Origin of the sequence: Streptomyces sp. NPDC005017 (assembly GCF_042873115.1) — a bacterium.
Classification (GTDB): domain Bacteria; phylum Actinomycetota; class Actinomycetes; order Streptomycetales; family Streptomycetaceae; genus Streptomyces.
The window spans coordinates 379392-391734 of record NZ_JBIALD010000002.1; the positions used below are offsets into that span (position 1 = coordinate 379392).

At 74.6% G+C, this 12343-nt stretch carries 11 protein-coding genes; 7 read left to right on the forward strand and 4 right to left on the reverse strand.

Features of this window, described 5'->3' with window-relative positions; all coding sequences use genetic code 11:
• Positions 1-76: 76 nt before the first annotated feature.
• From ACFYR0_RS04490 to ACFYR0_RS04505, 4 genes are all read left to right on the forward strand, one after another.
• Positions 77-1402, forward strand: coding sequence for a DUF692 domain-containing protein (locus tag ACFYR0_RS04490; RefSeq protein ID WP_389321774.1), 1326 nt, complete (start codon positions 77-79; stop codon positions 1400-1402).
• A gap of 230 nt (positions 1403-1632) precedes the next feature.
• A complete protein-coding gene (locus ACFYR0_RS04495; protein ID WP_389321776.1) occupies positions 1633-2415 on the forward strand; it encodes a DUF4142 domain-containing protein in 783 nt (260 codons plus the stop codon).
• A gap of 96 nt (positions 2416-2511) precedes the next feature.
• Positions 2512-3312 carry a TIGR04222 domain-containing membrane protein gene (locus ACFYR0_RS04500; protein ID WP_389321778.1) on the forward strand — a complete coding sequence of 267 codons (801 nt, stop codon included), beginning with the start codon at positions 2512-2514 and terminating at the stop codon, positions 3310-3312.
• A 125-nt stretch (positions 3313-3437) separates the two neighbouring features.
• Positions 3438-5057: an alpha/beta hydrolase gene (locus ACFYR0_RS04505; protein WP_389321780.1), complete on the forward strand. Its 1620-nt coding sequence runs from the start codon at positions 3438-3440 to the stop codon at positions 5055-5057.
• Positions 5058-5179: 122 nt separating this feature from the next.
• Here the strand turns inward: ACFYR0_RS04505 and hemQ are convergent, their stop codons facing one another.
• Both hemQ and hemG read right to left on the reverse strand, forming a co-directional pair.
• Entirely contained in the window at positions 5180-5911 is a 732-nt protein-coding gene (gene hemQ / locus ACFYR0_RS04510; RefSeq protein ID WP_386380851.1) for a hydrogen peroxide-dependent heme synthase, read from the reverse strand.
• 5 nt (positions 5912-5916) lie between these two features.
• Positions 5917-7368, reverse strand: a complete 1452-nt coding sequence (gene hemG / locus ACFYR0_RS04515) for a protoporphyrinogen oxidase (protein WP_389321782.1) — start codon at positions 7366-7368, stop codon at positions 5917-5919.
• Between the two features lie 201 nt (positions 7369-7569).
• On the opposite strand from hemG, the gene ACFYR0_RS04520 reads away from it, so the two are divergent.
• Positions 7570-8556, forward strand: a complete 987-nt coding sequence (locus ACFYR0_RS04520; RefSeq protein WP_389321784.1) for a DUF4349 domain-containing protein — start codon at positions 7570-7572, stop codon at positions 8554-8556.
• Between the two features lie 27 nt (positions 8557-8583).
• Positions 8584-9981, forward strand: a complete 1398-nt coding sequence (locus ACFYR0_RS04525) for an FAD-dependent oxidoreductase (protein ID WP_389321786.1) — start codon at positions 8584-8586, stop codon at positions 9979-9981.
• Between the two features lie 36 nt (positions 9982-10017).
• Here the strand turns inward: ACFYR0_RS04525 and ACFYR0_RS04530 are convergent, their stop codons facing one another.
• A complete protein-coding gene (locus tag ACFYR0_RS04530) occupies positions 10018-10278 on the reverse strand; it encodes a hypothetical protein (protein ID WP_389321788.1) in 261 nt (86 codons plus the stop codon).
• Between the two features lie 77 nt (positions 10279-10355).
• Here ACFYR0_RS04530 and ACFYR0_RS04535 point away from each other — a divergent pair, with 77 nt between their 5' ends.
• Positions 10356-11162, forward strand: coding sequence for a rhomboid family intramembrane serine protease (locus ACFYR0_RS04535; protein ID WP_389321790.1), 807 nt, complete (start codon positions 10356-10358; stop codon positions 11160-11162).
• 16 nt (positions 11163-11178) lie between these two features.
• Here ACFYR0_RS04535 and hemE read toward each other — a convergent pair whose 3' ends face one another.
• Positions 11179-12246: a uroporphyrinogen decarboxylase gene (gene hemE, locus ACFYR0_RS04540; RefSeq protein WP_389321792.1), complete on the reverse strand. Its 1068-nt coding sequence runs from the start codon at positions 12244-12246 to the stop codon at positions 11179-11181.
• Between the last annotated feature and the right edge of the window lie 97 nt (positions 12247-12343).

Sequence of the window (12343 nt, forward strand, 5' to 3'; positions counted from 1 at the left end):
GCCCCGGCCGCGGGGCCATACCCCCCACAACACACGCCGGGAGCGGCGGCCTGCACGGAACGACGGGGGAGGGACCGTGGAGCGACTGGGGACGGGGATCGGCTGGCGGCCGGAGATCGCGGACGCCGTGGAGGCGATGCCGGGGATCGACTGGGTCGAGGTGGTCGCCGAGAACGTCTGCCCGGGGCATCTGCCCGAGTCCCTGCTGCGGCTGCGCGAGCGCGGGGTGACCGTCGTCCCGCACGGGGTGGCGCTCGGCCTCGGCGGCGCGGACCGGCCCGACGAGGAGCGGCTGACCGCGCTCGCCGAGCGGGCCGAGGCGCTGGGCTCGCCGCTGGTCACCGAGCACATCGCGTTCGTCCGGGCGGGCGGGCGGCTGACCGCGTCCCCGCGTCTGGAGGCCGGGCACCTGCTGCCCGTGCCGCGCACCCGGGACGCCCTCGACGTGCTGTGCGAGAACATCCGCATCGCCCAGGACGCGCTGCCCGTGCCGCTGGCCGTCGAGAACATCGCCGCGCTGATCGGCTGGCCGGGCGAGGAGATGACCGAGGGCCAGTTCCTGTACGACCTGGCCGACCGCACCGGCGTACGGCTGCTGATCGACGTGGCCAACCTGCACACCAACCACGTCAACCGCGGCGAGGACCCCGCCAAGGCGCTCGCCGAGCTCCCCCTCGAAGCCATCGCCTATGTGCATGTCGCCGGCGGTTTCGAGCGCGACGGGGTCTGGCACGACAGCCACGCCCACCCGGTCCCCCGGCCCGTCCTCGGCATCCTGGAGGACCTCGCCTCCCGCGTCGCGCCGCCGGGCGTCCTGCTGGAGCGCGACGAGAACTTCCCCGGGCCGGGCGAGCTGGAGCGGGAACTGGACTCGATCCGGGGTGCGGTGGAGGCGGGGCGCAGAGCACGCGAGACGGCCGGCAGCGCCGGTCACGTCGCCGGAGCCGGAGTCACCGGGGACCGCCCCGGCTGCGGCCCCTCGTCCGACGAGGCACCCCGCCAGCGCCTCGGGCTCGCGCAGGCGGCCCTGCTGTCGGCGCTGGTGGCCGGGACGCCCGTGCCCGAGGGGTTCGACCGGGCGCGGCTGCGGGTGCAGGCGCGGGCGCTGGCCGCGAAGCGGGCGGACGTGGTGGCGAAGGTGGCGCCGGAGCTGCCGGAGATCCTCGGCGAGGGCTACCGTGCCGCGTTCCTCGGCTACGCCCAGCGGCGCCCGATGACCGGCGGCTACCGGCACGACGCCCTGGCCTTCGCCGAGCACGTGCTGAACGAGGGCGGGGCGGAGGACGCCCGCGTGCGGCGGGAGCTGCGCACCTGGTGGCTCGACCGCTCGGGCCCGGCCCCGCGGACCCGCCCCCACGCCCGTCTCGCGCGGGCCACGCGCAAGGTGCTGCTGCGTCGCTGACCTGGCCTCTTTCGGCCGTGGCTGAAATGTGCCGCGGCTAACACCCTCGCCGGTACGCCTGTTTCGGCAGCCTCCGCCCCGCTTTGGCGTCCCGCCGGAGCTCCTGTTCGCTCCGGGATGACCGAGTTGCAAGGTTCTGTCCCCGTACGGAAGTTGGCCTGAAGTCCGCAGTAATATGCCAACCCCGCACCAGAAACGTACTAGCGTGCGGTGCCGCAACAGGAGGCACCATGCGACCGCGACCGCCCATCTCCGGCAGAGGCGTGTTCAACGGCACCGGGCTCATCGTCGCGGGTCTGACCGCGACGCTGCTGGCCCTCGTCTTCCCGCTCTGGTCGTACGCCGACCGCTCGGGCACCGGCCCCGACGTGCTCGCCGACCAGTCGGTACAGACCCGGTTCGGCCCGTTGTCCGCGCTGGACAGGGAGTTCGTCACCAAGGTCCGCCTGGCGGGCCTGTGGGAGCTGCCGGCCGGCCAGCAGGCACAGGAGAAGGGCACCACCCAGGCCGTCCGCACGGCGGGACAGCACCTGGTCGACGGCCATGTGTTCCTCGACGACCGGGTGCGCGACGTGGCGAAGCGGCTGGGCCTGGAGCTGCCCAACGAGCCCAACGAGCAGCAGCAGGCCTGGCTCGGCACGCTCGACGCGGCGCAGGGCACCACGTACGACCGCGAGTTCGCCAACATCCTGCGGCTCGCGCACGGCAGGGTCTTCGGCGTGGTCGCCCAGGTCCGCGCGAGCACCCGCAACTCGCTGGTGCGCCAGCTCGCCGACGACGCCAACTCCACCGTGCTGGACCACATCAAGGTCCTGGAGGCCACGGGATACGTCGACTTCGACCAGCTGGCCCGCGACATGGCGGCCACCAGCACCCCGCCGATCACCAGCTCCCCCGCCCCGCCGGGCCCGACCGCCGACCCTGCGCCCGCCGTGCCGGTGACCCCGCCGCCCTCGCCGAGTTACGCGCTGCCGCCCGCGGCGACCAGCCCGCCCACACCGCGGCAGTCGTAGCGGACCGGGTGAACGGAACGTCACCCACCCGCGACACCGCGTCCGGATGGTGAACGGGGCATGGCGATTCCTCGGCCTCTGGCATAGAAACGCAGGATGTTCTGGGTCCTCTTCCTGCTGCTGGCCTGGGCCGCCGCCGGCCTCACCTGCACCCGGCTGTGCCTGGCCGCGGTACGCGCCGCGGCCGCGGAGGCGAGCGCCCCTCGCGCCGACGGACACCATGAGCTGACCCTCTACGAGGCGGCGTTCCTGTCCGGCGGCCCCCGCCGGGTCGCCGATCTGACGCTGGTGTCGATGGCCCGTCAGCGACGGCTGCTGCTCGCGCACACCGGCTGGGCGACGGTGGTCGACCCGCGCGGACGCGACGAGATGGAGCGTTCGGTGCTCGGGGCGATCGGCCCGCGGGGCCAGTCCCGGATAGCGCCGGTCCGCACCGCAGCGGCCGCCGCCGACTCCGTACGCGCGCTGTCCGAACGCCTGGTCGGCGCGGGACTCGCCGTGCCCGACGCGGGCCGCTCCACCGTCGCCTCGGCCGTGCGCCAGGTGTGGGCCGCCGTCGTGGTGGTGCCGGTGCTCGGCGCGGCCGCGCTGCTGCTGCCCGTGCCGGAGGACATGCCGCGGCACCTGATGGCGCTGTGGTTCGCGCTGCCCCTCGTGCTCGCCCTCGGCTGTCTGGCGATAGCCCGGTTCGAGACGCACCCCTACTCGCGCTGGGCCTCCCCCGCCGGGCGGCGTCTGCTCGGCGCGCTGGCCCGGCACGGCGGCGGGAGCGGCGACCGGGCCTTCCTCACCTCCGTCGCGATGCTCGGCGTCCGGGCGGTCGGCGAACCGGATCTGCGCGCGGCGTTCGAACACCGTGAGGAGTACCTGGGGCGGGAGCGCGACCGGGACGGGTGACGGCGCACACCCGTACGGGGCGCACAGGGGGTATCGGGGCCGACACCGGGCGGGCGGTGCTTGCCTCGCCCGGCCGCCGGACGAACCATCCCTTGTGTCGCCGCCGTGCACCGAAGGGATCCGCGATGAGAGCTGCCGTCCGTCACTCGGCCGCCGGAGCGTCGGCCGCCGCGCTGCTGCTGACCACCCTCGCCGCGGCCCCGGCCGGGAGCGCCACCGGCGGCCCCGGCGCCGCCGGGCCGCCGTCCCGTCCGGCGGCCGAACTGCGCGGCACCGCCGTCGCCGCCGCCCGCGCGGGCGCGGCCGGGATCGAGTTCGGCAGATGCTCCGAGGCTCAGGACATGCCCGGCAGCATGCAGTGCGGCACGGTCACCGTCCCGCTCGACTACGCCCGGCCCGACGGCAGGAAGATCCGGCTCACCGTCAGCCGGGTCCGGGCAACCCAGCGCGACCCGTTGAACAGCAAGCGCAAGGTGCCCCGCCAGGGCGCCCTGGTCTTCAACCCGGGCGGTCCCGGCTCCTCCGGCTTCTACTTCCCGCTGATGGGCCTGATGCCGGAGTGGAAGCGCCTGGCCGCCGCCTACGACCTCGTCGGCTACGCCCCGCGCGGTGTCGGCCGCTCGGCGCCGCTGTCCTGCCAGGATCCGAAGCGGTACTTCAAGGGGCCCTCCCCGGCGCCGACCCACCCCTCGGAGTCGTACAAGCGGGAACGCATCGCCCGGGCCAGGGCCTACGCGCGCGGCTGCGCGGAGCGCAACGGCAGCGCGCTGCGGCACTACCACTCCCTCAACAACGCCCGTGACCTCGACGTCCTGCGCGCGGCCCTCGGCGAGAGCCGGCTGACCTTCATGGGCGCCTCCTACGGCACCTACTTCGGGGCGCTGTACGCGGCGATGTTCCCCTCGCACGTGCGGCGGATGGTGTTCGACTCCCCCGTGAACCCCGACCCGGAGCGGATCTGGTACCGCAACAACCTCGCGCAGTCGGCCGCGTTCGAGGACCGCTGGACCGACTTCCGGGAGTGGATCGCCCGGCACGACAACGTCTACGGCCTCGGGAACACCGCGGCGAAGGTGCTGCGCAGCTACGAACGGGCCCGGGCCCGGCTGTCGGCGGAGCCCGCGGGCGGCGAGGTGGGGCCGGGCCAGTTGCAGGGTGCCTTCCTCCAGGCCGGCTACTACGACGACTTCTGGCCGCTGCGGGCCGAGGCGCTGTCGGCGTACCTCGAGGGCGATCCGCAGCTGCTGGTCGACGTGGCCGGGCCGGTCCGGGAGGCGGCCGCGGAGGCGGAGAACTCGGCCGCGGTGTACTCGGCCGTGGAGTGCAACGACGCGCCCTGGCCGCGGGACTGGAGGGTGTGGGACCGGGACAACACCCGGCTGGCCCGGGCGGCACCGTTCGAGACCTGGGACAACGTCTGGGCGAATCTGCCCTGCGCGTACTGGCCCGCGCCGCCGCAGCGGGTCCTGGACGTGCGGACCGGGCCGGGTGAGCTGCCGCCGCTGCTGATTCTCTCCGCGGAGCGGGACGCGGCCGCGCCGTACGAGGGGGCGCTGGAGCTGCACCGGCGGCTGGCCGGGTCGGTGCTGGTGACCGAGCGGGACGCGGGGTCCCACGGGGTGGCCGGGGGGCCGAACCGGTGCGTGAACGCCTATCTGGAGGCGTATCTGCTGGAGGGGCGGACGCCGGGGCGGCGTGCCGCGTGCGCGGGGCGGGCGGAGCCTGTTCCGTCGCCGTCGGAGTGACGGGCGGAGCCTGCTCCCTCGCCGTCGGAGTGACGGTTCGCGGGAAAGGACGGTCGCCCGTTCGCGGGTCGCGCCCGGGCGGCGGAGCCGCGGATCGATGCGGCCCCGCGCGCCTCGGGCACTCAGGCCAGGCCCGCCACCAGCTCGGCCACGTCCTTCCTCCTGCCGGTGAAGAAGGGGACCTCCTCGCGGACGTGCAGGCGAGCCTCGGAGGCCCGCAGGTGACGCATCAGGTCGACGATGCGGTACAGCTCGTCCGCCTCGAAGGCCAGCAGCCACTCGTAGTCGCCCAGCGAGAACGAGGCGACCGTGTTGGCGCGCACGTCGGGGTAGCCGCGGGCCATCTTGCCGTGGTCGGCGAGCATCCGGCGGCGGTCCTCCTCGGGCAGGAGGTACCAGTCGTAGGAGCGCACGAAGGGGTAGACGCTGACGTAGTTCCGCGGCGTCTCGTCGGCGAGGAACGCCGGGATGTGCGAGCGGTTGAACTCGGCGGGGCGGTGCAGCGCCATGTTCGACCACACCGGCTTCAGCGCGCGGCCGAGCCGGGTGCGGCGGAAGAGGTTGTACGCCTCCTGGAGCTGGTCGGCCGTCTCGGCGTGCCACCAGATCATGAGGTCGGCGTCGGCGCGCAGGCCGGAGACGTCGTAGGTGCCGCGGACGGTGACGTCCTTGGCGGCGAGCTGGTCGAACAGCTCCTGGACCTCTTCGGCGTAGCCCGCGCGGTCCTCGGGGAGCACGTCCTTCAGCTGGAAGACGGACCACAGGGTGTAGCGGATGACCTCGTTGAGGTCCTTGGCCAGCTTGCCCTTGTTCGGGATCCGGTCGGGGCCGGTGGTGGGGGCGTCGTCACTCATGGTCCCTATTCTCCCGCTCCGCCGTGGAGACTCTGCACCGGGGCGGCCGTCAGCGCGGTCACGGCGGTGAGGTCGCCGTCCAGCTGGTCGACCGCCGCTTCGGCGCTCGCGACGCAGGCGGGGACGCCGACGCCGTCGTAGGCCGCGCCGCACACGGCGAGGGCGGGCAGCGCTGCGACGTGCTCGCGGATGCGGGCCACGCGCGCGTGGTGGCCGACCGGGTACTGGGGCAGACCGTCCGTCCAGCGGGTGACGCGGGTGTCGAGCGGGACGGCGTCCAGCCCGGTCGCCTCGCGCAGGTCGTGCCGGGAGACGTCGACGAGGGCGGCGTCGGGACGGTCGAGGATCCCGGTCTCGCGGTGCCGGCCGACGGAGGTGCGCAGCACGGCCACGTCCGGGTTCTCGGCGTCGATCCAGCCCCACTTCTGCGAGGCGAAGGTGGAGGCCTTGATCGTGCGGCCGTCGACGGGCGGGACCAGGAAGCCGCTGCCCTCGGGCAGGTGCACGTCGGCGCGCCGGTAGGCGAGGGTGACCAGGGCCATCGAGGCGTACTCGACGGCGGTCAGCTCGGCCGCGGCGGCGGGGGCCTCGGCGCGCAGCAGCGCCGCGGCGGCGGGCGCCGGCACGGCGACGACGACGCCGTCGGCGTGCAGCGCCCGGTCGGCGGTGACGACGCGCCAGCCGTCCTGCTCGCGGCGCAGTTCCGTCACGCGCGTGTGGGTGAGGATCTCGCCGCCGCGCGCGCGGACCGACTCGGCGACCGCGAGGGGCAGCCGGCCCACGCCTCCGGCGATACCGAGGAACACGGGCCCGGTCTGCCGCGCGGCGGCAGCCGCGGCCTGGATCTCGCGCACGGCCTCGGTGAGCGAGGTGTGCCGCTGGGCGGCCTGGAACAGCTGCGGGACGGCCGAGCGCATCGAGATGCGGTAGGCGTCGCCCGCGTACACCCCGCCCAGGAGCGGTTCGACGAGCCGGTCGACGACCTCACGGCCGAGCCGGGCGGCGACGAACTCGCCGACCGCGACGTCGTCGCCGGTCTCGGTGCGCGGCAGTTCGGCGTCGGCCCCGATGCGCTTCAGTCCCTCGGCGGACAGCACTCCGGCCAGCGCGGCGGCGGTGCCGGGGACGCCCATGACATGGCCCTTGGGCATGGGGCGCAGCGCACCGCGGGTCCAGAGCGAGGCGGTGGCGGTGGCGGGCGGCTGGAGGCTGTCGGCGAGGCCGGTCTCGCGGGCCAGGGCGACCGCCTCGGGGCGGCGGGCCAGCAGCGACTCGGCGCCGAGGTCCACCCGCGCGCCCGCGATCTCGCCGGGCAGCAGCTTGCCGCCGACCCGGCCGGAGGCCTCCAGCACGGTCACCGTCGCGCCACGCCCGAGCAGCCGGTGGGCGGCGGCCAGCCCGGCGATCCCGGCCCCGATGACGACGACATGCCTGTTCCGCGTGCCTTGTGCGCTCATGCCCCCACCCTCTCATCCGGCACCGGCGTTCCGGCCGGGCCCTCCGGCCCGGCCGAAGGTCCCCGGCGGGCCCGCGCCCGGGGTCTCGTGGCCCCGCCGAGTCCCGACCGTGACGGGTTCGGAACCGCGGCGGGCGAACGAGCCGGGCGGGTCGGTGCGTCAAAGGAGCGTCAGCAGTCCCAGCCCTGGGGGGGTAGGCCCATGCACGTACGTACGGCACGATCCGCGCAGGTTCTCGCGGGGGTCCTGCTCGCCGCCGCCCTGGCGCTGACCGGGTGCAGCGGCGCGTCCGACTCCGGCGGGTCGTCCTCCGACGCCGCCAAGGCACAGGTCCAACCCGAGCGGGCGGCCGGGCAGGGCCCCGCGGACGCCGACGCGGCGTCCGGCCGCACGGCGCCTCCCGCGCCCGGGCCGGTGAACGACATCATCCGCACGGCCTCGCTGACCGTGCAGGTCGAGGACGTCCCGGAGGCCCTGGAGGAGGCCCGTACGGTCGCCGAGGGCGCGGGCGGCTACGTGGGCCGGGAGAGCACCACCCGTGACTCCGGGGGCCGCGAGCGCACCCGTGTGGTGCTGCGGGTGCCGGTCGAGGCCTACGACGAGGTGCTCGACGACCTGGAGGGTTCGGGGAAGCTGCTGGAGCGCACCGCCCGGGCGGAGGACGTCACCGACCAGGTCGTCGACGTGGAGAGCCGCATCAGGACGCAGCGCGCGAGCGTGGCCCGGATCCGGGAGCTGATGGACCGGGCCACCCGGCTCACCGATGTGGTGCAGCTGGAGGGCGAGCTGAGTGCCCGTCAGTCCGACCTGGAGGCGCTGCTGGCGCGGCAGGTGTCCCTGAAGGACCGTACGAGCCTCGCGACGATCACGGTGTCGCTGAGCGAGACGCCGGTGGAGCGGGCGGCCGAGGACGACGACCCGGGCTTCGTCGACGCCCTGTCGGGCGGCTGGGGCGCGTTTCTGACGACCCTGCGGTGGATCGCGCTGGTGCTGGGCGCGGTGCTGCCGTTCGCGGCGGCGCTGGGTCTGCTGGCGCTGCTGTGGCTGCGGGTCGTACGGCCCCGGCTGCCCCGCGCGGCGGGGCCCGCGCCCACGGCGGCCGCGCCCGGCCCGCTGCCCGCGTTCGGCGCCCGGCCCGCGGCCGGGGAGCGGCCCGGCGGCGGGACGGAGGGGGACGGGCGGGACTGAAACGCCGTGGCCCCGTAGCGTGTTCGCATGACCATGAACGGTGGGACGGGGAACGCGGGCAGGCGCCTGGTCGTGATCGGCGGGGACGCGGCGGGCATGTCCGCCGCGTCCCGGGCGCGCCGGCTCAGGGGCCCGGACGAGCTGGAGATCGTGGCGTTCGAGCGCGGCCACTTCACCTCCTACTCGGCGTGCGGCATCCCGTACTGGGTGGGCGGTGACGTGGCCGGCCGGGACGAGCTGATCGCCCGTTCCCCCGAGGAGCACCGCGCGCGCGGGATCGGTCTGCGGCTGCGCACGGAGGTCGTGGAGATCGACGTGGCGGGGCGGCGGGTACGCGCGCGTGACGTCGACTCCGGGGCCGAGGACTGGACGTCGTACGACGATCTGGTGATCGCCACGGGGGCCCGCCCGGTCCGCCCGGACATGCCGGGGGCCGACGCGCCGGGCGTGCACGGGGTGCAGACCCTGGACGACGGACAGGCGCTGCTGGACACGCTGGAGCGCACGCGCGGGCGGCGGGCGGTGGTGGTCGGCGCCGGGTACATCGGCGTGGAGATGGCCGAGGCGCTGATCAACCGCGGGTTCGAGGTCACCGTCGTGAACCGGGGCAGCGAGCCGATGTCGACGCTCGACCCGGACATGGGCCGTCTGGTGCACCGGGCGATGACGGGCCTCGGCATCACCATGGTCGACGACGCCGAGGTCACCGGGTTCCCCACCGGCGAGGACGGCCGGGTCCGCGCGGTGACCACCGCCGACGCCGAGTACCCGGCGGACGTGGTGGTCCTGGGCATCGGTGTCCGCCCGGAGACGGCCCTGGCGCGCGCGGCCGGGCTGCCGCTGGGTGAGCACGGCGGACTGCTCACCGACCTCGCGATGCGGGTTCGCGGCCACCGGAACATCTGGGCTGGCGGCGACTGCGTGGAGGTCCTCGACCTCGTCTCGGGCCGCGAACGCCATATCGCCCTGGGCACCCACGCCAACAAGCACGGCCAGGTCATCGGCACCAACGTCGGCGGCGGGTACGCCACCTTCCCCGGTGTGGTCGGCACGGCGGTCAGCAAGGTCTGCGACCTGGAGATCGCCCGCACGGGCCTGCGGGAGAAGGACGCCCGGCGGGCGGGACTGCGGTTCGAGACGGTCACGGTCGAGTCCACCAGCCGCGCGGGGTACTACCCGGGCGCCTCCGCCATGACCGTCAAGATGATCGCCGAGCACGGCACGGGCCGGCTGCTCGGCGTCCAGATCGTCGGCCGGGAGGGCGCCGCCAAGCGCGTCGACATCGCCGCCGTCGCCCTGACCGCGCGGATGACGGTGGACCAGATGACGGCCCTGGACCTGGGCTACGCCCCGCCGTTCAGCCCCGTGTGGGACCCGGTGCTGGTGGCGGCGCGCAAGGCGGCGGCGAGGGTACGGCAGGGGTGACGGGGTGAGGTGGAGGGGAAGGGTGACGGGTGGGGGTCAGGCCGACCCGGACACCCTGGGCAGGGTGGACACCGCGGCCGGTTCGCTCGGCTTCGCGTGCGCGGCCGTCGCGGGCCGTGAGCGGAGCCGGTGGCTGACGGCCTCGTCCAGGGTCACCGGCCGCTTCATCTGCATGGCCAGCCGGCCCGCCTCCTGGCCCAGCCGGGCCACGTCCTCCCAGGGCAACCGCACCACCAGAGCGATCTCGGCCTCGCCGTCGGGCAGGGCGTGCAGGGTGGGACCGACTTGCTCGTTCATCGCCATGCCGAGTCATACGCACGCACGCGCGCCCGTGTTCACCGGTTCACCGCCCGGATCCAGGGCAGAAGTCCACCGTGGTCATCCCCGTCCATGACGTGAACCCGGTGCGCCGCACCCCCTGGGTGACGTACGCCCTGATCGCCGCGAACGTCCTCGTGTTCCTCTACATGCCCTACCGCGGCGGGACCCTGGCCGACACCTGCGGCATGCGGGCGTTCCTGGACCAGTACGCGGTGGTCCCCCGGGAACTGATCCAGCACCAGCTGCCACGGCTGGTGCCGACCGGGGACGTGGGCATGGGCGCGCGGGGCGCGGGCTGTGTGATCGGGCCGCCGGGCTACGACAAGTCGCCGGAGTTCAGCGTGCTGACGGCGATGTTCCTGCACGGAGGACTGCTGCATCTGCTGGGCAACATGCTGTTCCTGATGATCTTCGGGAACAACATAGAGGACCGTATGGGCCACGTCCGCTTCGCGCTGTTCTACGCCGCCTGCGGCTACGCGGCCGCCTACGGCTTCGCGCTGCTCGACGCGGACTCGGCCGAACCGCTGATCGGGGCGTCCGGGGCGGTCGCCGGAGTGCTGGGGGCGTACCTGGTGCTGTATCCGAGGGCCCGTGTCTGGGTCCTCGTGCCCTTCCTGGTCTTCCTGCCGCTGCGGCTGCCCGCCTGGATCGTGCTGGGCTTCTGGTTCGTGCTCCAGGCCGTGAACTCCTCCGGGGACGCCGTCGAGGGCGCCGCCACGGTGGCGTACGCGGCGCATGTCGCGGGCTTCCTGGCGGGCATGCTGCTGGCCTGGCCGCTGCGGCCCGGCACCCCGCCGCCCCCGGAGCCGCGCGGCCTGCTGTTCGGCAGGAACGCCCGGCCCCGGCAGACCTGGTGAGGCCCGGGGCCCTCCGTCAGCGGGCGGTGCGGGTGTGGACGTAGTCCACCAGGCGGGTGAGCGCGTCCGGGTCGGTGGACGGCATGACGCCGTGGCCGAGGTTGAAGACGTGACCCTCCAGACTCGCGGCGGAGTCGAGGACCTCCTGAGCCTTGGTCTCGACGGCCTCGCGGGTGGCGAACAGCACCGTCGGGTCCAGGTTGCCCTGGAGGGCCTTGCCGGGGCCGACGCGGCGGGCGGCCTCGTCCAGCCGCACCCGCCAGTCGACGCCGACGACGTCCGCGCCGGCCTCGCCCATCAGGCCGAGCAGTTCACCGGTGCCGACACCGAAGTGGATGCGCGGCACACCGTAGGGCTCGACGGCCCGGAAGACCTTCGCCGAGGCGGGCAGCACGGAGCGCCGGTAGTCGGCGGGGGCGAGTGCGCCCGCCCAGGAGTCGAACAGCTGGACCGCGCTGGCGCCCGCCTCGATCTGCACCTTCAGGAACCCGGCGGTGATGTCCGCGAGGCGGTCGAGCAGGTCGGCCCAGAGCTCGGGGTCGCCGAACATCATCGCCTTGGCGTTCTCGTACGTCCGCGACGGACCGCCCTCGACCAGGTAGCTCGCGAGGGTGAACGGGGCACCGGCGAACCCGATCAGCGGGGTGGCGCCGAGCTCGCGGGTGAGCATGCCGATGGCCTCGGTGACGTAGGAGACGTCCTCGGGCGTGAGGTCGCGCAGCTGGGCGAGGTCCGCGCGGGTACGGATGGGGCGCTCGACGACCGGGCCGACGCCTGGCTTGATGTCGAGGTCGATGCCGATGGCCTTGAGCGGGACGACGATGTCGCTGAAGTAGATCGCCGCGTCGACGCCGTGCCGGCGGACCGGCTGGAGCGTGATCTCGGTGACCAGGTCGGGGCGCATGCAGGAGTCGAGCATCCCGACGCCCTCGCGGACCTTGCGGTACTCCGGCAGCGAGCGCCCGGCCTGCCGCATGAACCACACCGGCGTGTGCGGTACGGGTTCCCGCCTGCACGCCTTCAGGAAGGCGGAGTCGTAGGTGGCTGTCGGCTGCTGGCCCGCAGGGCTTCCGTTGGCACTCACGTCGGAAAGTCTCCCACGGCCCCGGAGCGGACACGGCCGCGCCCGGACGCCGGGGCCCGGCCCGCACCGCACCCGAGGTGACCGGCCGCGCCCCGGC

What these genes read in the sequence shown, in the direction of transcription:
- ACFYR0_RS04495 (WP_389321776.1), top strand. Translation starts at nt 1,633, where the DNA reads ATGCGACCGCGACCGCCCATCTCCGGCAGAGGCGTGTTCAACGGCACC.
- ACFYR0_RS04500 (WP_389321778.1), top strand. Translation starts at nt 2,512, where the DNA reads ATGTTCTGGGTCCTCTTCCTGCTGCTGGCCTGGGCCGCCGCCGGCCTC.
- ACFYR0_RS04505 (WP_389321780.1), top strand. Translation starts at nt 3,438, where the DNA reads ATGAGAGCTGCCGTCCGTCACTCGGCCGCCGGAGCGTCGGCCGCCGCG.
- hemQ (WP_386380851.1), bottom strand. Translation starts at nt 5,911, where the DNA reads ATGAGTGACGACGCCCCCACCACCGGCCCCGACCGGATCCCGAACAAG.
- hemG (WP_389321782.1), bottom strand. Translation starts at nt 7,368, where the DNA reads ATGAGCGCACAAGGCACGCGGAACAGGCATGTCGTCGTCATCGGGGCC.
- ACFYR0_RS04520 (WP_389321784.1), top strand. Translation starts at nt 7,570, where the DNA reads ATGCACGTACGTACGGCACGATCCGCGCAGGTTCTCGCGGGGGTCCTG.
- ACFYR0_RS04525 (WP_389321786.1), top strand. Translation starts at nt 8,584, where the DNA reads ATGACCATGAACGGTGGGACGGGGAACGCGGGCAGGCGCCTGGTCGTG.
- ACFYR0_RS04530 (WP_389321788.1), bottom strand. Translation starts at nt 10,278, where the DNA reads ATGAACGAGCAAGTCGGTCCCACCCTGCACGCCCTGCCCGACGGCGAG.